The following is a 23,774-nucleotide window of genomic DNA, read 5'->3' as shown; positions in this document are numbered from 1 at the left end:
CCTCACTATCAATCTGTAGCTTATTCTCCGATTTCCTTTACATCTACAAGATGTTTAACTTTGAAAATCATACCACGCATTGCTACGTTGTCTTCTTTTTCTACTGTTTGACGGATTTTGCGAAGGCCAAGGGCTTTCACCGTTTCCTTCTGGTCAGCCGGACGACCGATTAGGCTACGTTTTAGCGTGATTTGTAATGATTTCGCCATGTCCCTTTCCCTCCTTCTATCCTAAAAGTTCTGCGACAGTTTTTCCGCGAAGTTTAGCTACGTCTTCAGCAGTTTTCAGACGGCTAAGGCCTTCAAGAGTAGCGCTAACCATGTTGATTGGGTTGTTAGAACCCAAAGACTTACTCAACACGTCACCTACACCTGCAAGTTCAAGTACCGCACGAACTGGTCCACCCGCAATAACTCCTGTACCTTCAGAAGCTGGCTTGATCAATACACGGCCAGAACCGAAATGGCACAAAACTTGGTGAGGGATGGTAGTTCCTTTTAAAGGTACGCGAATCATGTTTTTCTTCGCGTCATCAATTGCTTTACGAATAGCGTCCGGTACTTCTTGGGCTTTACCCATACCAGAGCCAACATGGCCGTTCTTGTCGCCTACTACTACTAGTGCGCTAAAGCTGAAGCGACGACCACCTTTAACCACTTTTGCTACGCGGTTAACAGCGACGACTCTTTCTTCTAGCTCTAATTTGCTAGCGTCGATACGCATTCTTTTCCCTCCTTATATCTTATTGTCTCTTAGAATTGCAGACCAGCTTCACGTGCTGCATCAGCTAGTGCTTTAACACGTCCATGGTACAAGTAACCACCACGGTCAAAGACGATTTCAGTGAGACCTTTTTCTTGAGCGCGTGCTGCGATCAAGTTACCAACAGCAGTTGCTGCTTCAGTATTAGAACCGTTATTTAAGTTAAGCTCTTTATCAAGTGAAGATGCAGATGCAAGAGTTGTACCTGCTACATCATCGATTAACTGAGCATAGATATGCTTAGAAGAACGGAAAACGTTCAAACGTGGACGAGCAGCAGAACCCATTACACGCTTACGAATACGCAGTTGACGTTTTTTCCGTGCTTTGTTTTTATCGTTTTTCGTAAACATTAAGCGGCCTCCTTTCTGATGAAACTATGCGGCTTATTTACCTTTTTTACCTTCTTTACGACGAACAACTTCGTTGCTGTAACGAATACCTTTACCTTTGTATGGCTCAGGTTTACGTAGAGAACGAATTTCAGCAGCCACTTGGCCTACACGCTCTTTATCGATACCTTTAACAACTAATGTTGTTTGGTTAGTTAGTTCTAATTCGATTCCTTGTTCAGGAGTTACCTCAACTGGGTGAGAGAAACCTAGAGAAAGAGTTACACCGTTAGCAGACTTAGCTCCACGATAACCTACACCTACTAGTTCAAGTGTACGAGTGAAGCCTTCAGATACACCTACAACCATGTTCGAAACCAAGGCACGAGTAGTACCATGGAGAGAACGATGAAGTTTATTGTCAGACGGACGTTCAACGATTACTTCAGATTCAGTAATGTTGATTTTGATGTCCGGATGAAAGTTACGAACGAGAGTACCCTTAGGGCCCTTTACTGTCAACTCTGTACCGTTCAGAGTTAAAGTAACGCCTGCAGGAACCGTAATCGGTTTTTTACCGACACGCGACATGACTTGCACCTCCTGTGCGTAAATCTAAGATTACCAAATATAAGCTAGTACTTCTCCACCAACATGTGCTTGACGAGCTTGTTTGTCAGTCATAACACCTTTGGAAGTAGAGATCAAAGCGACACCTAGTCCGCCTAATACACGAGGAATTTCATTGTTGTTTGCATAAACACGGTGTCCTGGCTTACTGATACGTTTCAGGCCAGTGATAACACGTTCGTTGTTAACCCCGTATTTAAGGAACAAACGAATGATTCCTTGCTTGTTGTCTTCGATAAATTCTGCATCACGGATAAAGCCCTCTTCTTTCAAAAGACGAGCAATTTCCTTCTTCAAGTTAGATGCAGGAATTTCAACTTTCTCGTGGCGAACCATGTTCGCATTGCGGACGCGAGTTAGCATATCAGCAACTGGATCAGTCATTACCATGAGAGAAAAACCTCCTTCCCGTCTATATTACCAGCTGGCTTTCTTTACACCTGGAATTTGGCCTTTGTAAGCCAATTCACGGAAGCAAATACGGCACAGTTTAAATTTGCGAAGCACAGAGTGCGGACGACCGCAACGTTCGCAACGAGTATACGCACGAACTTTAAACTTTGGATCACGCTGTTGCTTCACGATCATAGATTTCTTTGCCACAATTGTCCCTCCTTACGATAGGGTTTATTTACGGAATGGCATACCCATCTGAGTCAGAAGTTCACGAGCTTCTTCATCAGTTTTCGCAGATGTTACAACTACGATATCCATACCGCGAACCTTATCAATTTTATCGTATTCGATCTCTGGAAAAATCAATTGTTCTTTAAGACCAAGAGTATAGTTTCCACGACCGTCAAAAGCTTTGGATGAAATACCACGGAAGTCACGAACACGTGGTAGAGATACGTTCATCAATTTATCGAGGAATTGGTACATACGCTCACCACGAAGTGTTACCTTCGCACCGATCGGCATACCTTCACGCAATTTGAAACCAGCGATAGACTTCTTCGCACGAGTAACAATTGGCTTTTGACCAGCGATTAATTGTAAATCTTCAATGGCTGTATCGATAGCTTTTGCGTTAGCAACTGCTTCACCAACACCAATGTTGATAACGATTTTCTCTACTTTAGGAACTTGCATGACAGTTTTATAGTTAAACTTAGTCATCAAGCTAGGAACGATTTCCTGCAAGTACTTATCTTTCAATCTTGCTGCCATTTAAGACAACCTCCTTTCCGACCTGACTACTTATCGATTACTTCGCCAGATTTTTTCGCAACCCGAACTTTTTTACCGTTCTCTAATACTTGGTAACCTACGCGGGTAGGTTTTCCTGATTTAGGGTCAATTAGAGAGACATTAGAAACGTGAATGGCAGCTTCTTGTGTTACGATTCCGCCTTGTGGATTCGCTTGAGAAGGACGAGCATGCTTCTTCACAAGATTAATACCTTCTACCAATACACGGTCTTTTTTAGGTAAAGCAGCCAATACTTGACCTTTTTTACCTTTGTCTTTGCCCGCAGTAACGATAACCATATCGCCTTTTTTTACGTGCATCGCTGGGTGCACCTCCTATCGAACAAAATACAGATTTGTTACGTTAATTTAGATAACCTCAGGAGCCAGAGAGATGATCTTCATGAAGTCTTTTTCACGAAGCTCACGAGCAACCGGTCCAAAGATACGTGTACCACGTGGAGAGTTATCATCTTTGATAACTACCGCTGCATTCTGGTCGAAGCGGATGTAAGAACCATCGTTACGACGTACGCCACTAACTGTACGAACGATAACAGCCTTAACTACTTGACCTTTCTTGACAACTCCTCCGGGTGTAGCAGCTTTGACAGAGCAAACGATAATGTCGCCTACATTAGCTGTCTTGCGGCCAGATCCACCAAGAACCTTAATGCACATTAATTCTTTAGCACCAGAGTTGTCAGCAACTGCTAGTCTGGATTGAGTTTGGATCATTCTGAGTCACTCCCTTCGGATGTGATGTTTTATCCGAGTCTATCATATATTAAGCTATCTTATACAATGACAGCTTCTTGTACTACTTTTACAAGACGGAATCTCTTGTCCTTAGAAAGCGGACGAGTTTCCATAATTTCTACGATATCACCGATTTTAGCTGTATTGTTTTCATCGTGTGCTTTGAACTTTTTAGAGTACTTCACACGCTTACCATACAACGTATGTTTTTTGTAGGTTTCAACCAGAACAACAATGGTTTTGTCCATTTTGTCTGATACTACACGACCTACCAGCGTTCTACGCAAATTGCGTTGTGCGGTCATCGTTGGAACCTCCTTCCTTATATTAGCCGATTCCTAATTCACGTTGGCGTAGGATAGTTTTCGCGCATGCGATATCCTTACGCACTTGCTTAATACGAGCCGTGTTTTCCAATTGGCCAGTAGCTAATTGAAAACGAAGGTTGAACAATTCTTCTTTCAAAGAAGAAACGTTTTGTTCGATCTCGGCAGTGGTTAGATTGCGGTATTCATTAGCCTTCATGTGCGTCACCACCCACTTCTTCGCGCTTAACAAACTTACACTTTACAGGTAGTTTGTGCATAGCAAGACGCATAGCTTCACGCGCTACTTCTTCAGATACACCAGCAAGTTCAAACATAACTTTACCTGGTTTAACTACAGCAACCCATTTTTCAACGGAACCTTTACCAGAACCCATGCGGACTTCTAGAGGTTTTTGTGTAATCGGTCTGTCTGGGAAAACTTTAATCCAAACTTTACCGCCACGACGGATATAACGTGTCATCGCAATACGTGCTGCCTCGATTTGACGATTCGTTACCCAAGCTGGTTCAAGAGCTTGGAGGCCATATTCACCGAAAGCAACAGTTGTACCGCCTTTAGCGTTACCGGACAACTTCGGACGATGTTGTTTACGATGCTTCACGCGTTTAGGCATCAACATGTTTACTTGCCTCCTTCCACTCGTGCAACGTTCTTCTTAGTAGGAAGAACTTCACCACGGTAGATCCATACTTTTACACCGATGCGGCCATAAGTAGTGTGAGCTTCAGCTGTACCATAGTCGATGTCAGCACGCAATGTATGAAGAGGTACAGTACCTTCGCTGTAACCTTCAGAACGCGCGATATCAGCTCCACCTAGACGACCACTAACAAGTGTTTTGATACCTTTCGCACCTGCACGCAAAGAACGAGTGATTGTTTGCTTTTGTGCACGACGGAAAGAAATACGGTTTTCCAATTGACGAGCAATGTTTTCAGCTACAAGAGTAGCGTCAAGATCAGGTTTCTTGATCTCGTTGATATTGATGTGAACACGCTTGCTAGTAAGTTGGGAAAGAGCTTTACGAAGTGTTTCAACTTCAGATCCACCTTTACCGATAACCATACCAGGCTTAGCAGTGTGAATTGTTACGTTTACGCGATTTGCAGCGCGTTCGATTTCAACAGTAGATACAGCAGCGTCTTTAAGACGACCTTTGATGTATTTACGAATGTGAAGGTCTTCATGCAACAAAGTTGCGAAGTCCTTATCAGCATACCATCTGGATTCCCAGTCACGAATTACGCCAACTCGCAGACCGACCGGACTTACCTTTTGTCCCACTCAATTTCCCTCCTTATTTTTCGTTTAGTACCACTGTAATGTGGCTCGTACGCTTATGAATACGGCTAGCACGACCCATTGCACGTGGACGGAATCGTTTCAAGGTAGGACCTTGATCAACGAAAATTTGACCAACAACAAGGTTTTCAATATCCATGTTGTAGTTATGCTCAGCATTAGCAATCGCAGAGTTTAAAAGCTTCTCTACTACTGGAGAACCTGCTTTAGGAGTGTGTTTCAAAATACCTAGAGCTTCTCCAATTTTCTTGCCTCTGATTAGATCGATAACTAGACGCACTTTACGAGGCGCGATTCGAATATTACGAGCAACTGCTTTGGATTCCATGATTGTACCTCCCCTCTATGAAGAGAATAATTAGCGCTTCTTGGATTTTTTGTCGTTGTCGACGTGACCCCTGAAGGTACGAGTAGGTGCGAATTCACCTAATTTGTGTCCGACCATATCTTCAGTCACGTATACAGGAACATGTTTACGACCATCGTATACAGCGAATGTATGACCGATAAAATCAGGGAAGATTGTAGAACGGCGTGACCAAGTTTTAACAACTTTCTTCTCGCTTTTCTCGTTCAAAGCATCAACCTTTTTCATCAAGTGGTCGTCCACGAAAGGACCTTTCTTCAAGCTACGACCCATAGTTCAGAAACCTCCCTTCGCCAAAGGCGTTCGGTTTATTGTATTATCCGATCTTACTTCTTACGGCGACGGATAATGTATTTATCGTTCTTGTTTTTCTTCTTACGAGTCTTAAGACCCAATGCAGGTTTACCCCAAGGAGTAACTGGTGCTTTACGACCGATAGGAGCGCGACCTTCACCACCACCGTGTGGGTGATCGTTAGGGTTCATTACGCTACCGCGAACAGTAGGACGTACGCCCAACCAACGCTTACGACCAGCTTTACCGATGTTGATCAACTCATGATCCAAGTTACCAACTTGACCGATTGTAGCACGGCACACGTTGTGGATACGACGAGTTTCACCAGAACCTAGACGTACGATTACGAATTCACCATCGCGACCTAGCAATTGAGCAGATGTACCAGCTGCACGTACCAACTGAGCACCTTTACCTGGTTTCAACTCGATGTTGTGAATTGTTGTACCAACAGGAATGTTTACAAGTGGTAAGCAGTTACCTGTTTTGATGTCTGCATCTGCGCCAGATACAATCTCATCTCCAACTTTCAAACCATGTGGAGCGATGATGTAACGCTTTTCACCATCAGCGTAGTTGATTAACGCGATGTTTGCAGAACGGTTTGGATCGTATTCGATAGTAGCTACGCGACCTACGATACCATCTTTGTTACGTTTGAAATCGATAACACGATATTTACGCTTATGGCCGCCACCTTGATGACGAACAGTAATCTTACCTTGGTTGTTACGTCCAGCTTTTTTGTTAAGCGGTTGTAGAAGAGATTTCTCCGGAGTGGAGGTTGTGATCTCTTCGAAGGTAGAAACCGTCATTTGGCGACGACTCGGAGAAGTCGGTTTAAACTTCTTGATACCCATTCCTTATTCCCTCCTTATAGAAAGTCGTCGAACTTAGATACCTTCGTAGAATTCTAGCTCTTTGCTATCAGCAGTCAATTTAACGATTGCTTTTTTCCACTCAGAAGTGTATCCAGCATATTTACCATAGCGTTTAGGTTTTGCAGCAACGCGAATTGTGTTAACTGCTTCAACTTTTACGCCGAAAACTTTCTCAATAGCTTGTTTGATTTCCGTTTTGTTGGCTTTCATCGGTACTTCGAAAACGTACTTCTTATCAGCCATCATATCGGTGGTGCGCTCAGTAATGATAGGGCGCTTGATAACATCGTGAAGGCTCTTCATTATGCGAGCACCTCCTCTACTTTAGCAACCGCTTCTTTAGTCACGATTACTTTATCATGTGCAACTAGGTCAAGAACGTTAACGCCAGCAGCATCAATGCACTTAGCACCTGGGATGTTGCGAGAAGAAAGAGCGATGTTTTGATCATAGTCTGCTGTTACGATTAGAACTTTACGGTCAACTTTCAAGCTAGAAAGAATACCAGCAAAATCCTTAGTTTTAGGAGCAGACATAGTCAAAGCATCTAGTACTAACAATTCATTGTTTTGTACTTTTGTAGATAAAGCGGATTTAAGAGCCAAACGACGAACTTTACGGTTTAGCTTATATCCGTATTTACGAGGTGTAGGTCCGAATACTACGCCGCCGCCTTTCCATTGAGGAGAGCGAATAGATCCTTGGCGTGCACGACCAGTACCTTTTTGACGCCATGGTTTGCGTCCACCACCACGTACTTCAGAACGATTTTTTACATCGTGAGTACCTTGGCGTTGAGAAGCTTGTTGCATAACGATTGCATCAAACAGTACAGCGTTGTTTGGTTCGATACCGAATACAGCTTCAGCCAATTCGATGTCGCCTACTTGCGCACCTGTTTGGTTATAAAGAGCTACTTTTGGCATGTCAGTTCCTCCTTTCCTTATTTCTTGACAGCCGTACGCACGACTACGTAGCTGTTTTTAGGTCCAGGTATGGAACCTTTAACAAGAATCAAGTTACGGTCTGTGTCAACTTTAACAACCTCAAGATTTTGGATTGTTACGTTTTCGCCACCCATTTGACCAGGCAATTTCATACCTTTGAATACACGGTTAGCTGCGATAGAACCCATGGAACCTGGTCCACGATGGTAACGGGAACCGTGAGCCATTGGACCACGAGCGTGGTTGTGGCGCTTGATAGAACCTGCAAAACCTTTACCTTTTGTCACGCCGGACACGTCTACAAACTCTCCTGCGGCAAAAATATCAGCTTTAAGTTCTTGACCTACCTCATATTCTGTGAGGTTAATTCCGTCGATTTCACGGATGAAGCGCTTAGGTGCAGTGTTAGCTTTAGCTGCATGTCCTTTTTCAGGTTTGTTCGCACGATGATCTTTCTTATCGTCGAAACCGATCTGAATCGCCTCATATCCATCAGTTGCTTGATCCTTCTTTTGAAGAACTACGCAAGGACCTGCTTGGATTACAGTTACAGCAGTCGCTGTACCATTTTGAGCGAAGACTTGAGTCATTCCAAGTTTTCTTCCTAAGATTCCTTTGGTCATTTGTGCCACCTCCTACATTAACATTTTCATAAAATGACCTTTGTTGTATCAAGTCCCTACTGACGAGCAGGGGAGCTATATGAAGAATCCTTTAACTTCCGTACTCATCAAGACAACGCTAGCTAGCGTGTCATTCTCTAGGTAGAGATTAAAGCTTAATCTCAATGTCAACACCAGATGGTAGATCCAAACGCATTAGTGCATCAACCGTTTGTGGTGTTGGATTCAAGATATCAATTAGACGCTTATGCGTACGCATTTCGAATTGCTCACGAGAATCTTTATACTTATGAACCGCACGAAGAATTGTGTACACAGCTTTCTCAGTAGGAAGTGGAATCGGACCAGATACATTTGCACCGGAACGTTTCGCAGTTTCTACGATTTTTTCTGCTGATTGATCTAGAATCTTATGATCATATGCTTTCAATCGGATACGAATCTTTTGTTTTGCCATTGTAGTCCCTCCTTTTTCGCCCATATTATAACGGACATTTCTCCGCGAAAATATCCTGCACCCCAGCAATGGCAAAGGAGCCGGGTGTGTCAGCAACCTCCCGCATCATCGCAAGTCCATGACCAACATTCACTATTTTACTAAATAAATATAGGCATTGCAAGTTTTTTTTGTAATTCCTATGATTTTCTAATCAAACAAGTATAATAGAGTTATGCGGGTTACGACTTTTGCTATTATACAATAGAAAGGAGCCTTCATGTGATTGAAAAGACTGGAAGCCTTTATGACCAAATTGGAGGAGCTCCCACCCTTAAGAAACTAGTAAATCACTTCTATGATTTGGTTGCCAAGCATGAAGACTTAATTCCTATTTTTCCAGCGGATCTTACAGAAGTAAAAGCAAAGCAATATTTGTTCCTTACACAATTTCTTGGTGGACCTTCTCTCTATTCTGAAAAGCATGGACATCCGATGCTTCGAGCACGCCACCTGCCTTTTGAAATTACTCCTAAAAGAGCAGGAGCTTGGCTTCTTTGTATAGAACAAGCTCTAGATCATACTAAGATCGATGAACCGATGAAGTCTCAGATTTTTGAACGTCTTACTTTAACAGCACATCATATGATCAATCATTGGAATCAACAAGAAGGAACGTCTTCGTAGGCGTTCCTTCTTCTATATGATATAAAGTTTTAACACATGAAACTTTGCCTAAACTTCTCTCCTTTTATTACATACAAGAATTTTTACGGAACGCGAAGTAGACCCAAGATAAACTCCCGCAATCGTACATAATAAAGCGACTATAGCTAAATAAGTAAGTGGCTCATTTATAAGCCAAGCAGCAAAAAGCAAACTCGCTATTGGCATGCCATTCAAAAAGATGGAAGTTTGACTTGCTCCAATCTTTTGAATGCCATAATTCCACCCTAAAGAGCCGAGTCCACTGGAAATACCTCCTGAACAAAAAATCACAAACCAGGTAAACCAACTGGTATTCATCTCCTGAAAAATAGATGTGGGATAAATTCCTATACTTAAGACCGCTAAAATAATAGCACCGATCCATTGAGAATACGCAGTCAGCTCCCACACAGGCAAGCCAGTTGACTTAGCTCCTCTTACAAACAATCCACCTGCTACATACATGAGCATAGAACCAAAAATAATAATTTCACCCAACCCAAAAGATATATGTCCATCCCCTTTTGATGTAACTGCAATAATCACACCAGTAAAACCCAGTAAAATGCCCATACCTTTGCGAATACTTAATTTTTCACCCAACAACAAGGCTGCTAATAAGGTAGTGGCTAATGGATTTAATGCCAAGATTAATGAGGAGCTTCCAGCCGTACTATGTTGAAGTCCCCAAGCTAAAAGAATCTGATGCAAAGCAATTGATGTGGAACCGATTGCTACTATAAACAACCATTGTTTTACTGAGAGTTTACATTTTTCTTTCTTCTTAACAAAAAGAATTGGTGTTAACACGATTGCTGCGATCAGCATTCGAATTGCTGCAATGACCACTGGAGGAAAAAAAGACAGGTATTTCACCATTACTACATTAAGTCCCCAGAAACATACTACGGAAGTTAGTATGACATAGATGTATGAATCTTTCTTTCCCACTTCTGTTCCACTCCTCAAGTAAAAGTATGAATGGTATTGTAACAGGTAGATAATTATTTGACTATAGTCGTGGTTGTAAAGAATTGCTTACTTAGCATACAAAAAACCCGAGGAGAATATCCTCGGGTTTTTATATCAAGTAAAAACTATTCAACGATAGTAGATACTACGCCAGCGCCTACTGTACGGCCACCTTCGCGAATCGCGAAACGAGTACCTTGTTCCATTGCAACTGGAGCGATAAGTTCAACAGTGAACTCAGTGTTATCGCCAGGCATGATCATTTCAACGCCTTCTGGCAATTGAACGATACCTGTTACGTCAGTTGTACGGAAGTAGAACTGAGGGCGGTAGTTAGCGAAGAATGGAGTATGACGTCCACCTTCTTCTTTAGATAGAACGTAAACTTCACATTTAAATTTAGTGTAAGGTTTAACAGAACCTGGTTTAGCTAGACATTGTCCACGCTCGATGTCTTTACGCTCAACACCACGTAGAAGAGCACCAATGTTATCGCCTGCTTCAGCTTGATCAAGAAGCTTACGGAACATCTCAACACCTGTTACAGTAGAGTTGCGAGTTTCTTCTTGAAGACCGATGATTTCGATAGCGTCACCAACTTTGATAACACCGCGCTCAACGCGACCAGTAGCAACTGTACCACGACCAGTGATTGTGAATACGTCCTCTACAGGCATCAAGAAAGGTTTGTCAGTAGCACGTTCTGGAGTTGGGATGTAAGAATCAACAGCTTCCATCAACTCAAGAATTTTCTTAGCCCAATCGCCATTTGGATTGTCCAAAGCTTCTTTAGCAGAACCTTTGATTACTGGAGTATCGTCACCTGGGAACTCATATTGAGATAATAGGTCACGGATTTCCATTTCAACTAGTTCTAGCAACTCTTCATCGTCAACCATGTCGCATTTGTTCATGAATACTACGATGTAAGGTACACCTACTTGTTTAGAAAGAAGGATGTGCTCACGAGTTTGTGGCATTGGACCGTCAGCAGCAGATACTACTAGGATCGCTCCGTCCATTTGTGCAGCACCAGTGATCATGTTTTTAACATAGTCAGCATGGCCTGGGCAGTCAACGTGTGCATAGTGACGAGTAGCTGTTTCGTACTCAACGTGTGCAGTGTTGATTGTGATACCGCGCTCGCGCTCTTCAGGAGCAGCGTCGATGCTACCGTAATCCATAGCAGTTGCTCCACCAGTTACTGCAAGAACAGTAGTGATAGCAGCTGTTAGAGTTGTTTTACCATGGTCAACGTGACCGATAGTACCAATGTTAACGTGGGGTTTATTCCGCTCAAATTTTGCTTTTGCCATGAGAATATATGCCTCCTTAAAGATTAAAGGTTTTTATGATAAGTATAGAGAGAAAGGTTTACATGAAATTGGTAGTAACCAAACAATATTGTAAACCTTTCTTCTTTGAAGATAAAGAGAGAAATCTACACTAGAAGTAAATTCTCAAAAAATAAATGCTGATTATTCACCTTTAGTTTTCTTGATGATTTCCTCAGAAATATTTCTTGGTACTTCTTCGTAGTGGTCGATTTGCATAGAGTACTGACCGCGACCTTGTGTACGGGAGCGTAATACTGTAGAGTAACCAAACATCTCAGAAAGTGGAACCATTGCACGGATAACCTGTGCATTTGCACGAGCATCCATACCTTCGATACGTCCACGACGAGAGTTGATGTCACCCATTACGTCACCCATGTAGTCTTCAGGTACAGTAACTTCTACTTTCATAACTGGCTCAAGAAGAACAGCTCCACATTTCTTAGCTGCTTCTTTAAGTGCCAAGGAACCTGCAACTTTAAACGCCATCTCAGAGGAGTCTACATCATGGTAGCTACCGTCTAGAAGAACAGCTTTAATGTCAACAAGTGGGAAACCTGCAAGAACACCATTTTTCATGGATTCTTCAATACCTGCTTGAGCTGCTGGGATGTATTCACGAGGAATCGCACCCCCGACAACCTTGTTCTCAAACATGAAGCCTTGACCTGGCTCAAGTGGAGAGAACTCAACCACAACGTGACCGTATTGACCACGACCACCAGATTGACGTACGAATTTACCATCAACTTTAGCAGTTCCGCGGAATGTTTCACGGTAAGCTACTTGTGGAGCACCCACGTTAGCTTCTACCTTGAATTCGCGTCTCATACGGTCAACGATGATATCAAGGTGAAGCTCACCCATACCACCGATGATGGTTTGTCCTGTTTCTTCATCTGTGTGCGTACGGAACGTTGGATCCTCTTCAGAAAGTTTAGAAAGGGCAATACCCATCTTATCTTGGTCTGCTTTAGATTTTGGTTCGATAGCAACGTGAATAACTGGCTCAGGGAATACCATAGACTCAAGGATAACTGGCGACTTCTCATCGCACAAAGTATCCCCAGTTGTAGTATCCTTCAAACCTACAGCTGCTGCAATGTCACCGGAGTGAACCATAGGGATCTCTTCGCGGTGGTTAGCGTGCATTTGTAGGATACGTCCGATACGCTCGCGTTTACCCTTAGTAGAGTTAAGCAAGTAAGAACCGGAAGCAAGTGTACCAGAGTATACGCGGAAGAAAGTAAGTTTACCAACGTAAGGGTCAGTCATGATCTTAAATGCAAGAGCAGAGAACGGACCATTGTCATCGGATTCACGAACTACTACTTCGTCACTCTCTGGAAGAGTACCTTTAATTGCTGGTACGTCAATTGGAGCTGGCAAGTAGTCAACTACTGCATCCAACATCAATTGAACACCTTTGTTTTTATAAGAAGAACCACAAAGAACAGGGACTAGATTAACTGCGATGGTACCTTTACGTAGAGCAACTTTGATTTCTTCAATCGTTAACTCTTCTCCTTCAAGGTATTTCATCATTAGTTCTTCATCTTGTTCCGCAGCTGCTTCAACAAGTTTCATGCGAAGTTCTTCGCATCTATCTTTCAATTCAGCAGGAATCTCGGTAGTTTCAGAAGTTTTACCCAAGTCATCAATATAGATATGAGCTTTCATTTCAACAAGATCAACGATACCTGTGAAATTATCTTCAGCTCCAATTGGGTATTGGATAGCTACTGGGTTAGCACCTAGACGCTCTTTGATTTGATCTAAACACATATCAAAATCAGCACCCATGATATCCATTTTATTCACGTAACAAACACGTGGTACGCCATAACGGTCTGCTTGGCGCCATACAGTCTCAGACTGTGGCTCTACGCCGCCTTTCGCGTCAAAAACCGCAACAGTACCATCAAGTACGCGCAGAGAACGTTCAACTTCAACTGTGAAGTCTACGTGACCAGGAGTATCGATGATGTTGATGCGGTGACCATTCCATTGAGCAGTCGTAGCAGCAGAGGTGATTGTAATACCGCGCTCTTGTTCTTGTTCCATCCAGTCCATCGTTGCGGCACCTTCGTGTGTCTCACCGATTTTGTGAACGCGACCGGTATAAAAAAGAATACGCTCGGTTGTTGTCGTTTTACCGGCATCAATGTGTGCCATGATACCGATATTACGCGTATTCGCTAGAGAGAATTCGCGAGCCATTTAGGAATTGCTCCTTCCATACTCATATGTGAGAATATGCGGGTATCCAGAAGACACCCGCTTTGCATTCTACCAGCGATAGTGTGCAAACGCTTTGTTTGCTTCAGCCATTTTGTGAGTATCCTCACGTTTTTTAACAGCTGCACCAGTACTGTTTGCTGCATCCATAATTTCGCTAGCTAAACGCTGTTCCATAGTTTTTTCACCACGAAGACGAGCGTAGTTAACTAACCAACGAAGACCAAGAGTCGTACGACGCTCAGGTTTAACCTCGATAGGTACTTGGTAGTTAGCACCACCTACACGGCGAGCCTTTACCTCAAGTACAGGCATGATGTTTTTAAGAGCTTCTTCGAACACTTCCATAGGGTTGCGTCCTGTACGTTCTTGAATGATGTCAAACGAGTTATATAGGATATTTTGCGCAACTCCACGCTTACCATCCAACATCAAACGGTTGATTAAACGAGTAACCAACTTGCTGTTATGAATTGGATCTGGCAATACGTCGCGTCGAGCAACTGGACCTTTACGCGGCATCAAGTTTCCCTCCTTTTCCTAGAGTTATTATAAGGTAATCACGCAATGTGATTATTTTTTTGCAGGTTTCGGACGTTTTGTACCATACTTGGAGCGAGATTGCATACGGTTGTTAACACCCGCTGTATCAAGCGCACCACGTACGATATGATAACGTACCCCTGGTAAGTCTTTTACACGACCACCACGAACTAGTACAACACTATGTTCTTGAAGGTTGTGACCGATACCTCCGATGTAAGCTGTAACCTCGATTCCGTTAGTTAAACGTACACGAGCATACTTACGAAGGGCGGAGTTCGGTTTTTTAGGTGTCATTGTACCTACACGAGTACATACACCACGTTTTTGAGGTGAACTTTGGTTCGTTTGAGATTTCTTAAAGCTGTTGTACCCTTTTTGTAGAGCTGGGGACTTAGACTTTACGACTTTATCTTTACGACCTTTGCGCACTAATTGGTTAATTGTAGGCATGATCTTTTTCCTCCTTCCTCATTCTTTAGTGTAAGACCACAGATCCAGGTGAATCACTTATGGGCAAAATAAGATGCCTTTGCCAGAAAAACGCACTGTTCTTCAACAAAAACATAACTTAACCACTTTTTTTTATTGCACAAGCGGCTGCCCCAACTTGTATTCCACACGCTTTACCTAAACGCTTCATGGAATCAACAAAGTTGACGGGAACACCCTTCTCTTTACATAGAAGTGCGATCCTTTGTATTAAACGTCTATCTGCATCCTTAGCCAAAAACACTTCCTCAACAAGTCCGTGTTCGATCGCTTTGGTAGTTTGATTAATACCGATCGTTAACTCCTTTGCCCACTCTACTTTTTCATAAGACATGATGATCATATCCTCCAAAGTAATTGAGTTATCAGGCACACTCAAGTATCATACCAGCTATTCTTATAGAAGTCAACCTATGATTCTATAAAAAATTATTTCCTATTAAATAGATAAGGAGGCGGTTTCCCCAAGGAGGAAGCGCCTCTCTATCTATATAGCAAACTAGGACTCTACTGAAACAGCTTCTAGCATGTCAGTGTTACCTTCTGCTTGTTCACGATTTAAGAGTCTTGAATTGCGATAACGGTTCATACCGGTACCAGCTGGGATCAGCTTACCAATAATTACGTTCTCTTTCAATCCAAGAAGCTTATCTACTTTACCCTTAATCGCCGCATCTGTAAGAACACGTGTTGTTTCTTGGAAGGATGCTGCAGACAAGAAGGAATCTGTCTCCAGGGATGCTTTTGTGATACCAAGCAACACTGGGCGTCCAACTGCTGGACTCTTGCCAGACATAAGAACTTTTGCATTTGCAAGTTCGAATTCATGCACTTCCACGAAAGAACCTGGCAACAGATCAGTTTCTCCACTATCAATTACACGCAATTTACGAAGCATTTGACGAATCATTACCTCTACGTGCTTGTCGTTGATTTCTACCCCTTGCATACGGTAAACTTTTTGAACCTCTTGCAAGATGTAGTTGGATACACCGCGTTGTCCGCGTACTTTCAGCATTTCTTTCGGGTCTACGGAACCCTCTGTCAACTCATCACCAGCGTTTAGCTTCTGACCAAGAGTAACTTTAATACGTGAGCCATATGGAGCAGCGTATTCTTTATTCTCAGCTTCACCACGCACTTCGATGATTCGTTTGTCTTTATCTTCACGGATGCTGATTACTTCCGCGTCGATTTCCGTAATAACCGCTTGACCTTTAGGATTACGCGCCTCAAACAACTCTTGAATACGCGGTAAACCTTGCGTGATATCGTCTCCTGCTACCCCACCGGTATGGAAAGTACGCATTGTTAACTGTGTACCTGGCTCACCAATGGATTGTGCAGCGATAATACCAACTGCTTCCCCGATTTCTACCTCTGCTCCTGTAGCCAAGTTGCGGCCATAGCAACGTTTGCAGACACCGTGGCTTGTGCGGCAAGCAAGTACGTTACGAATGTAAACATCTTGAATGCCAAGTTTTACGATATATTCCGCCATGTCTTCAGTAATTTCCTCATTACGATGAACAAGAATTTCACCCGTTTCAGGATGACGTACTGTTTCAAAGCAAGTACGGCCTTCTAAACGATCAGACAGTTTTTCGATTTCTTCTTTACCATCTTTAATAGCGCTCACGCGAATACCTTTATCTGTTCCGCAATCTTCTTCGCGAACGATAACGTCTTGCGCTACGTCTACTAGACGACGAGTCAAGTAACCTGAGTCAGCTGTACGCAGGGCTGTATCGGCCAAACCTTTACGCGCACCATGCGTAGAGATGAAGTATTCCAATACCGTTAGACCTTCACGGAAGTTGGATTTGATTGGTAACTCAATGATTCGACCTGATGGATTCGCCATCAAACCGCGCATACCAGCTAACTGAGTGATCTGGGATACGTTACCACGGGCACCGGAATTAGCCATCATGTAAATCGCATTGAATTGATCCATGGATTTCATGAGAACTTCGGTTACTTCATCCTTTGCTTTTGACCAAATTGAGATAACACGATCATAACGCTCATCTTCGGTAATTAAACCACGACGGAATTGCGCCATTACCGCACTTACTTTTTCGTCAGCAGAACTAAGGATTGCTTGTTTTTCGGATGGAACTACGATATCCGCAACGGCGATCGTAATACCAGCCTTCGTCGAATATTTAAAGGCCAACTCTTTAATCTTATCAAGAATTTCAGATGTCATGGTTGTTCCAAAACGGCGGAAACATTCAGCAATGATTGTTCCCAAGAAGCCTTTTTTCACAGCACCAGGATCCTTCAAATTCTGAATAAAATTATTAGTATCTTGGCCCTTTTCGAACATAAAGTACTCATCAGATACTTGGTTCTGAAGGTTGTCTCTTGTAGGAGCATTGATGTAAGGCAACTCTGGAGGGAAAATCTCGTTGAAGATTACTTTCCCTACTGTAGTAGCTAGCAATGACTCATGTTGTTGTTCCGTAAACGACGTTTTGCTCAAACTCTTCGCCGGAATAAGAATACGCGTTTGCAAAGTGATGTACGCATTTTCATAAGCTGCAATTGCATCGGCTGGATCGCGGAAGATAGAACCTTCTCCCACGTCACCTTTACGCTCCAAAGTCAGATAGTAAGAACCAAGCACCATATCCTGAGAAGGTGTAACAACTGGTTTACCATCTTTCGGGTTCAAGATGTTTTGTGCAGCAAGCATCAAGATACGAGCTTCAGCTTGTGCTTCTGCAGACAATGGTACGTGGACCGCCATCTGGTCACCATCAAAGTCAGCGTTATAAGCTGTACATACGAGCGGATGCAGACGAATTGCGCGTCCCTCTACCAATACCGGTTCAAATGCTTGAATACCCAAACGGTGCAAGGTAGGTGCGCGGTTTAGTAATACAGGATGCTCTTTGATTACCTCTTCTAGAACGTCCCATACTTCATGTTGTACGCGCTCAACTTTACGTTTCGCGCTCTTGATGTTGTGAGCTAGGCCTTTTGCTACAAGCTCCTTCATTACGAAAGGCTTGAAGAGTTCCAACGCCATTTCCTTAGGCAGACCACATTGGTACATACGCAAGTTCGGTCCTACTACGATAACGGAACGACCAGAATAGTCAACACGTTTACCCAAAAGGTTTTGACGGAAACGACCCTGCTTACCTTTAAGCATATGGCTCAAAGATTTCAATGGACGGTTACCAGGACCAGTAACAGGACGTCCACGACGACCGTTATCAATCAACGCATCCACTGCTTCTTGTAGCATACGTTTTTCATTTTGTACGATAATGTCTGGTGCGCCAAGTTCAAGTAGGCGTTTTAGACGGTTGTTACGGTTGATAACACGACGATACAAGTCATTTAGGTCAGATGTCGCAAAACGTCCACCATCCAACTGTACCATCGGACGCAATTCTGGAGGAATTACAGGCAATACGTCAAGTACCATCCAATCAGGGCGATTACCAGAGTTACGGAACGCTTCCAATACCTCTAGACGTTTAATCGCACGAGTGCGGCGTTGACCCTGCACGGTTTTTAAATCTTCCTTCAGAGTGCTTACTTCTTTTTCAAGGTCAATTTCAGCCAGCAAGCGACGAATTGCTTCAGCACCCATCGCTGCTTGGAAGGATTGACCATATTTTTCACGATAGTTACGGTATTCTTTTTCAGACAAAAGTTGTTTTTTGTCCAAAGGAGTATCTCCCGCATCTACTACTACATAAGAAGCGAAGTAGATAACTTCCTCAAGGGAACGAGGAGACATATCCAGTACCAGACCCATACGGCTAGGGATACCTTTGAAATACCAGATGTGGGAAACAGGAGCAGCAAGCTCAATATGCCCCATACGTTCACGACGCACTTTTGCACGAGTTACCTCAACGCCGCATCGATCACAAACCACACCTTTATAACGAACGCGCTTGTATTTACCGCAATGACATTCCCAATCCTTGGTTGGTCCGAAAATACGTTCACAGAACAAACCATCTTTTTCAGGTTTCAGGGTACGGTAGTTAATTGTTTCAGGTTTTTTAACTTCCCCGAAAGACCACGAACGGATCTTATCGGGAGAAGCTAAACCAATCTTCATATATTCAAAATTATTGACGTCAATCACAGGGCGTTACCTCCCTCTTGTACCGGAATCTTACTCATCTTGTGCGCCTATGCTTTCAGGTAAGAGATTTAACTTTTCTCCAGTTCCTTCATCCTCATCATCTGTTTCGCGCATTTCAATTTCCTGCTCGTCTCCAGAGAGGATTTTTACGTCCATACCTAAGCTTTGAAGTTCTTTAATCAATACTTTGAATGATTCTGGAACTCCAGGTTCTGGTACGTTTTCACCTTTAACGATCGCTTCGTACGTTTTCACACGACCAACAACATCGTCAGATTTAACGGTGAGGATCTCTTGCAGAGTATATGCGGCACCGTATGCTTCAAGCGCCCATACCTCCATCTCCCCGAAGCGCTGACCACCGAATTGAGCTTTACCACCCAATGGTTGTTGCGTAACAAGAGAGTATGGTCCAGTTGAACGAGCATGAATCTTATCGTCAACCAAGTGAGCCAGTTTCAGCATGTACACGCAACCTACTGTTACACGGCGATCGAATGATTCACCTGTACGGCCATCATATAGGAGGGTTTTACCGTCGCGGTCTAATCCAGCTTCTTCAAGTGTATCAAGAACATCATCTTGACGCGCACCATCGAAAACAGGAGTCGCTACGTGAATACCCAACAATTTAGCAGCCATACCCAAATGTGTTTCAAGTACCTGACCGATGTTCATACGCGATGGTACACCCAGTGGATTCAATACAATCTCAACTGGCGATCCATCTGGTAGGAACGGCATATCTTCTTCCGGCATGATACGGGCAATAACCCCTTTGTTACCATGTCGACCGGCCATCTTATCTCCAACGGAAATCTTACGTTTTTGAGCAATGTATACACGCACTAGTTGGTTAACACCTGGAGGCAATTCATCGCCATTGTCGCGAGTAAATACTTTTACATCGACAATGATACCAGATCCACCGTGCGGTACACGTAGTGAGGTATCACGAACTTCTCGTGCCTTTTCACCAAAGATCGCATGCAATAGACGCTCTTCCGCAGTCAGTTCTGTTACACCCTTAGGCGTTACTTTACCAACAAGGATATCGCCATCGCGGATCTCAGCACCCACGCGAATGATACCACGTTCATCAAGATTCTTCAGCGCCTCTTCCCCTACGTTCGGAATATCGCGAGTAATCTCTTCTGGTCCTAATTTCGTATCACGTGCTTCTGATTCATATTCTTCAATATGGATCGACGTGTAGACGTCATCTTTAACCAGTTTTTCACTTAACAAGATCGCATCCTCGTAGTTATAACCTTCCCAAGTCATAAACGCTACGATAACGTTGCGACCAAGTGCCAATTCACCCTTCTCCGTAGACGGACCATCACCGATAATATCACCTGTTTCAATAATATCACCAGGTTGTACAATCGGGCGCTGGTTAATGCAAGTCCCTTGGTTAGAACGAATGAATTTGTGCATTTTATATTTATCTAGGTCTCCAGCAACTTGTTTACCGTCAACCTCTATATAACGTCTTACAGTTACTTCACGAGCTGTTACACGCTCTACTTTTCCAGGCCATTTCGCAACAACTGCAACACCGGAGTCTTGCGCTGCTTTATGTTCCATACCAGTTCCTACGAACGGAGCTTGAGGAATTAGCAAAGGAACGGCCTGACGTTGCATGTTTGATCCCATCAGAGCACGGTTGGCGTCATCGTTCTCAAGGAACGGAATCAACGCTGTCGCAACCGATACAACCTGCTTAGGAGAGATATCCATAAAGTCTACTTTATCGCGAGGTACGTTAAGGATTTCACCTTTACGGCGGCAAATAACCATCTCGTTTGCAAATCTACCATCTTCAGCTAATGGCTGATTCGACTGAGCTACGTTATATACATCCTCTTCATCAGCTGTCAAATAATCAATCTCAGTTAATACAACTCCTGTTTCAGGATTAATTTTACGGCGAGGTGTTTCAATAAAGCCGTAATCATTAATACGAGCAAAAGTAGACAGGGAGTTGATCAAACCGATGTTTGGTCCCTCTGGAGTCTCGATCGGACACATACGTCCATAGTGAGAGTGATGCACGTCTCGCACTTCGAAACCAGCGCGTTCACGTGTCAAACCACCAGGCCCCAATGCGGACAAACGGCGTTTATGTGTTAATTCAGCAAGCGGATTCGTCTGATCCATGAACTGTGAAAGCTGGGAGCTACCAAAGAACTCTTTGATCGCCGCGATTACAGGACGGATGTTAATCAAAGCCTGCGGAGTAATTTGATTTTGGTCTTGAATGGACATGCGTTCACGAACCACACGTTCCATACGAGAAAGACCAATACGGAATTGGTTCTGTAACAATTCACCTACAGAACGTAGACGACGGTTACCCAAATGGTCAATATCATCTGTAGTACCTATGCGATGAAGTAAGTTAATAAAATAGTTAATTGCGGAAACGATATCTGCTGGAGTAATATGCTTTACAGACATATCAATATTAGCATTACCGATAATCTTAACTACTTTACCTTCTTCATCAAAGATATCTATAGATTGAAGAGTAATCGTTTCGTTTTCTAGAACTCCACCATGTGTACGTACGTCCACATAGTTTACGCCACCTTCCAACATAGGTAGAATTTTTTCCATTACACGACGATCAATAATTTGACCTGCTTCTGCAATGATTTCACCTGTTGTTGTATCAATCAGCGTCTCAGCAAGACGTTGGTTAAATAGGCGATTTTTAATATGGAGCTTTTTGTTCATTTTATAGCGACCTACTGAAGCTAAATCATAGCGCTTTGGATCGAAGAAGCGAGAAATCAATAAGCTCTTCGCGTTCTCTACAGTAGGTGGTTCACCTGGACGCAAACGCTCATAGATTTCAATCAAAGCTTTCTCAGTAGAATCGGTGTTATCTTTTTCAAGCGTATTATTTACGAATTTCTCATCATGACCCAAAAGGTCTAGAATATCTTTATCAGTTCCAAAACCTAAAGCACGTAGTAACACTGTAACTGGAATTTTACGAGTACGATCGATACGCACATAAATGATATCTTTCGCATCGGTTTCAAGTTCAAGCCATGCTCCACGGTTCGGAATAACAGTAGCGCTGAAAGTCTGTTTACCGTTCTTATCAATTTTAGTGTTATAGTAAACACTAGGGGAACGAACGAGCTGACTGACAATAACGCGCTCCGCTCCATTTATAATGAAGGTACCCGTTTCTGTCATCAGTGGGAAATCTCCCATAAAGACTTCTTGCTCCTTCACTTCGCCCGTCTCTTTGTTTAGAAGACGTACTTTAACACGCAATGGAGCAGCATACGTTACATCACGTTCCTTCGACTCGTCTACGCCGTATTTAGGCTCACCAAGACTGTAATCAATAAACTCCAGCACTAAATTACCAGTAAAGTCTTGGATTGGCGAAATGTCTTGGAACATCTCTCTTAAACCAGTATCCAAAAACCATTGGTAAGATTTTTGCTGAATTTCGATTAGGTTAGGTAGTCCCAGTACTTCGTTGATTCGAGAATACGTGCGACGCTGGCGGTGCTTACCGCTCTGGACCAGTTTACCTGCCAACTCATTCACCCCTCACTATTTGTTGCAACACCCTTTAGTTAGATGTTGACCGCAACATGTCTTCCCTCTTAATTTAGGAAAACGGAAAGCATCTAGTAATATAACGCCAGACGCTGAAGACACAAAAATAAAAATGGGTTAACCATTTAACCTCATTTTTGATAAAAAACTCTATTCTAAAAGAATTCCCAACCTTTTACAGCTTTAACCCTCTATGCATAAAAATCAGCACAAAAAGGTATTGACAAATCAGGAATCGCTCAGTTTAGACATTTAACCCATATTGACATTTTATAATGTTAACATAAGGAAAATGCCTCGTCAAGGAGATTTGGTTATTTTCTTGCTCGAATTATAAAATAACCCTTGCTTTTTTCGACAGTTTCTACCTCTCGAAAATATTCTTCCATTTTTTTAATAGCAGAAGGTGCACCTTGCTTCTTTTGAATAACAACCCACATTTCACCGTCAGGCGCTAAAAGCTTATAACCTTCTGTGAAAATGCGATGCACCGTCTCTTTTCCAGCTCGGATGGGAGGATTGGTTAAGATAACATCAAACTCTCTATCCTCTACTTGCTCGTAAAGGTCACTGGCCATAATCTCCACATTGGAAATCCCGTTTCGCTCTGCATTCCGTTTTGCAAGTGCTACTGCTCGTTCATTTATATCAATCATAGTAACGAGCCCTTTGTTAGCTATCGATGCAGCCGCAAAACCCATCGGGCCATAGCCACAGCCTACATCAAGAACGCGCGCATGTTCCGAAAACTGCATGGTTTCTATCAAAAGCACGCTCCCAAAATCAATTCGTTCCCGAGAAAAAACACCACTATCGGTAGTAAAGTGATAGGTTTTTCCAAGTAGCTCAAAGTTAAATTCAGCTTCCTCATGTGCCGATTGTGGTCGGTTTGTGTAATAATGATCACTCATCCTCTTGCCTCC

General features: G+C 43.0%; 30 protein-coding genes. 1 reads left to right on the top strand and 29 read right to left on the bottom strand.

Features of this window, described 5'->3' with window-relative positions; genetic code table 11:
- Positions 1 to 20: 20 nt before the first annotated feature.
- From rpmD to rpsJ, 20 genes are all read right to left on the bottom strand, one after another.
- Positions 21 to 209, bottom strand: a complete 189-nt coding sequence (gene rpmD, locus ACQV1I_RS01060) for a 50S ribosomal protein L30 (protein WP_018673886.1) — start codon at positions 207 to 209, stop codon at positions 21 to 23.
- Between the two features lie 16 nt (positions 210 to 225).
- Positions 226 to 723 (bottom strand): 30S ribosomal protein S5, encoded by a 498-nt coding sequence (rpsE, locus tag ACQV1I_RS01055; RefSeq protein WP_018673887.1) that lies wholly within the window; start codon positions 721 to 723, stop codon positions 226 to 228.
- 29 nt (positions 724 to 752) lie between these two features.
- Complete coding sequence (rplR, locus tag ACQV1I_RS01050; RefSeq protein WP_018673888.1) at positions 753 to 1,115, bottom strand: 50S ribosomal protein L18; 363 nt, start codon at positions 1,113 to 1,115, stop codon at positions 753 to 755.
- A 33-nt stretch (positions 1,116 to 1,148) separates the two neighbouring features.
- A complete protein-coding gene (gene rplF / locus ACQV1I_RS01045) occupies positions 1,149 to 1,685 on the bottom strand; it encodes a 50S ribosomal protein L6 (RefSeq protein WP_018673889.1) in 537 nt (178 codons plus the stop codon).
- Between the two features lie 30 nt (positions 1,686 to 1,715).
- Complete coding sequence (rpsH, locus tag ACQV1I_RS01040; RefSeq protein WP_018673890.1) at positions 1,716 to 2,114, bottom strand: 30S ribosomal protein S8; 399 nt, start codon at positions 2,112 to 2,114, stop codon at positions 1,716 to 1,718.
- A gap of 27 nt (positions 2,115 to 2,141) precedes the next feature.
- Complete coding sequence (locus tag ACQV1I_RS01035; protein ID WP_003333781.1) at positions 2,142 to 2,327, bottom strand: type Z 30S ribosomal protein S14; 186 nt, start codon at positions 2,325 to 2,327, stop codon at positions 2,142 to 2,144.
- 24 nt (positions 2,328 to 2,351) lie between these two features.
- Entirely contained in the window at positions 2,352 to 2,894 is a 543-nt protein-coding gene (gene rplE / locus ACQV1I_RS01030) for a 50S ribosomal protein L5 (RefSeq protein ID WP_003333782.1), read from the bottom strand.
- A gap of 26 nt (positions 2,895 to 2,920) precedes the next feature.
- Positions 2,921 to 3,235, bottom strand: coding sequence for a 50S ribosomal protein L24 (gene rplX / locus ACQV1I_RS01025; protein WP_094701816.1), 315 nt, complete (start codon positions 3,233 to 3,235; stop codon positions 2,921 to 2,923).
- Positions 3,236 to 3,283: 48 nt separating this feature from the next.
- Positions 3,284 to 3,652 (bottom strand): 50S ribosomal protein L14, encoded by a 369-nt coding sequence (rplN, locus tag ACQV1I_RS01020; protein ID WP_003333784.1) that lies wholly within the window; start codon positions 3,650 to 3,652, stop codon positions 3,284 to 3,286.
- A gap of 59 nt (positions 3,653 to 3,711) precedes the next feature.
- A complete protein-coding gene (rpsQ, locus tag ACQV1I_RS01015) occupies positions 3,712 to 3,978 on the bottom strand; it encodes a 30S ribosomal protein S17 (RefSeq protein ID WP_018673892.1) in 267 nt (88 codons plus the stop codon).
- Positions 3,979 to 4,000: 22 nt separating this feature from the next.
- Positions 4,001 to 4,198 carry a 50S ribosomal protein L29 gene (gene rpmC / locus ACQV1I_RS01010; RefSeq protein ID WP_003333786.1) on the bottom strand — a complete coding sequence of 66 codons (198 nt, stop codon included), beginning with the start codon at positions 4,196 to 4,198 and terminating at the stop codon, positions 4,001 to 4,003.
- Positions 4,188 to 4,622, bottom strand: coding sequence for a 50S ribosomal protein L16 (gene rplP / locus ACQV1I_RS01005; RefSeq protein ID WP_018673893.1), 435 nt, complete (start codon positions 4,620 to 4,622; stop codon positions 4,188 to 4,190). The genes rpmC and rplP overlap by 11 nt, the downstream gene beginning before the upstream one ends.
- A 2-nt stretch (positions 4,623 to 4,624) precedes the next feature.
- Positions 4,625 to 5,287, bottom strand: coding sequence for a 30S ribosomal protein S3 (rpsC, locus tag ACQV1I_RS01000; protein ID WP_003333788.1), 663 nt, complete (start codon positions 5,285 to 5,287; stop codon positions 4,625 to 4,627).
- Positions 5,288 to 5,300: 13 nt separating this feature from the next.
- Positions 5,301 to 5,633 carry a 50S ribosomal protein L22 gene (rplV, locus tag ACQV1I_RS00995; protein WP_018673894.1) on the bottom strand — a complete coding sequence of 111 codons (333 nt, stop codon included), beginning with the start codon at positions 5,631 to 5,633 and terminating at the stop codon, positions 5,301 to 5,303.
- 30 nt (positions 5,634 to 5,663) lie between these two features.
- Positions 5,664 to 5,945, bottom strand: coding sequence for a 30S ribosomal protein S19 (gene rpsS, locus ACQV1I_RS00990; RefSeq protein ID WP_018673895.1), 282 nt, complete (start codon positions 5,943 to 5,945; stop codon positions 5,664 to 5,666).
- Positions 5,946 to 5,998: 53 nt separating this feature from the next.
- On the bottom strand, positions 5,999 to 6,829 hold the full coding sequence (gene rplB, locus ACQV1I_RS00985; protein WP_018673896.1) for a 50S ribosomal protein L2: 831 nt from the start codon (positions 6,827 to 6,829) through the stop codon (positions 5,999 to 6,001).
- A 33-nt stretch (positions 6,830 to 6,862) separates the two neighbouring features.
- Positions 6,863 to 7,153, bottom strand: coding sequence for a 50S ribosomal protein L23 (gene rplW, locus ACQV1I_RS00980; RefSeq protein WP_003333793.1), 291 nt, complete (start codon positions 7,151 to 7,153; stop codon positions 6,863 to 6,865).
- Positions 7,153 to 7,776, bottom strand: coding sequence for a 50S ribosomal protein L4 (gene rplD, locus ACQV1I_RS00975; RefSeq protein WP_018673897.1), 624 nt, complete (start codon positions 7,774 to 7,776; stop codon positions 7,153 to 7,155). Before rplD ends, rplW begins: the two co-directional genes overlap by 1 nt.
- Positions 7,777 to 7,793: 17 nt before the next feature.
- A complete protein-coding gene (gene rplC, locus ACQV1I_RS00970) occupies positions 7,794 to 8,420 on the bottom strand; it encodes a 50S ribosomal protein L3 (RefSeq protein ID WP_018673898.1) in 627 nt (208 codons plus the stop codon).
- Positions 8,421 to 8,568: 148 nt separating this feature from the next.
- Positions 8,569 to 8,877: a 30S ribosomal protein S10 gene (rpsJ, locus tag ACQV1I_RS00965; protein WP_003333796.1), complete on the bottom strand. Its 309-nt coding sequence runs from the start codon at positions 8,875 to 8,877 to the stop codon at positions 8,569 to 8,571.
- 261 nt (positions 8,878 to 9,138) lie between these two features.
- Between rpsJ and ACQV1I_RS00960 the strand changes: the two genes are divergently transcribed.
- A complete protein-coding gene (locus ACQV1I_RS00960) occupies positions 9,139 to 9,543 on the top strand; it encodes a globin (protein ID WP_116335300.1) in 405 nt (134 codons plus the stop codon).
- Positions 9,544 to 9,591: 48 nt separating this feature from the next.
- Here the strand turns inward: ACQV1I_RS00960 and ACQV1I_RS00955 are convergent, their stop codons facing one another.
- From ACQV1I_RS00955 to ACQV1I_RS00915, 9 genes are all read right to left on the bottom strand, one after another.
- Complete coding sequence (locus tag ACQV1I_RS00955) at positions 9,592 to 10,515, bottom strand: DMT family transporter (RefSeq protein ID WP_116335301.1); 924 nt, start codon at positions 10,513 to 10,515, stop codon at positions 9,592 to 9,594.
- 146 nt (positions 10,516 to 10,661) lie between these two features.
- Complete coding sequence (gene tuf / locus ACQV1I_RS00950) at positions 10,662 to 11,852, bottom strand: elongation factor Tu (protein WP_018673901.1); 1,191 nt, start codon at positions 11,850 to 11,852, stop codon at positions 10,662 to 10,664.
- 162 nt (positions 11,853 to 12,014) lie between these two features.
- Positions 12,015 to 14,093, bottom strand: a complete 2,079-nt coding sequence (gene fusA, locus ACQV1I_RS00945) for an elongation factor G (RefSeq protein WP_116335302.1) — start codon at positions 14,091 to 14,093, stop codon at positions 12,015 to 12,017.
- Positions 14,094 to 14,162: 69 nt separating this feature from the next.
- Positions 14,163 to 14,633, bottom strand: a complete 471-nt coding sequence (rpsG, locus tag ACQV1I_RS00940) for a 30S ribosomal protein S7 (protein WP_003333802.1) — start codon at positions 14,631 to 14,633, stop codon at positions 14,163 to 14,165.
- 51 nt (positions 14,634 to 14,684) lie between these two features.
- Entirely contained in the window at positions 14,685 to 15,107 is a 423-nt protein-coding gene (gene rpsL, locus ACQV1I_RS00935) for a 30S ribosomal protein S12 (RefSeq protein ID WP_018673903.1), read from the bottom strand.
- A 118-nt stretch (positions 15,108 to 15,225) separates the two neighbouring features.
- Positions 15,226 to 15,480: a 50S ribosomal protein L7ae-like protein gene (locus tag ACQV1I_RS00930; protein WP_018673904.1), complete on the bottom strand. Its 255-nt coding sequence runs from the start codon at positions 15,478 to 15,480 to the stop codon at positions 15,226 to 15,228.
- A gap of 165 nt (positions 15,481 to 15,645) precedes the next feature.
- Positions 15,646 to 19,263 carry a DNA-directed RNA polymerase subunit beta' gene (gene rpoC / locus ACQV1I_RS00925; RefSeq protein ID WP_094701819.1) on the bottom strand — a complete coding sequence of 1,206 codons (3,618 nt, stop codon included), beginning with the start codon at positions 19,261 to 19,263 and terminating at the stop codon, positions 15,646 to 15,648.
- A gap of 30 nt (positions 19,264 to 19,293) precedes the next feature.
- Positions 19,294 to 22,830: a DNA-directed RNA polymerase subunit beta gene (gene rpoB / locus ACQV1I_RS00920; protein WP_094701820.1), complete on the bottom strand. Its 3,537-nt coding sequence runs from the start codon at positions 22,828 to 22,830 to the stop codon at positions 19,294 to 19,296.
- Positions 22,831 to 23,165: 335 nt separating this feature from the next.
- On the bottom strand, positions 23,166 to 23,762 hold the full coding sequence (locus tag ACQV1I_RS00915) for a class I SAM-dependent methyltransferase (protein ID WP_116335303.1): 597 nt from the start codon (positions 23,760 to 23,762) through the stop codon (positions 23,166 to 23,168).
- Positions 23,763 to 23,774 lie beyond the last annotated feature (12 nt).

It is taken from the genome of Brevibacillus sp. JB24b, assembly GCF_051713385.1.
Lineage (GTDB): Bacteria > Bacillota > Bacilli > Brevibacillales > Brevibacillaceae > Brevibacillus_B > Brevibacillus_B laterosporus.
The sequence above is the reverse complement of the archived record's forward strand: the minus strand, read 5'-3'. Positions and strand labels throughout refer to the sequence as shown.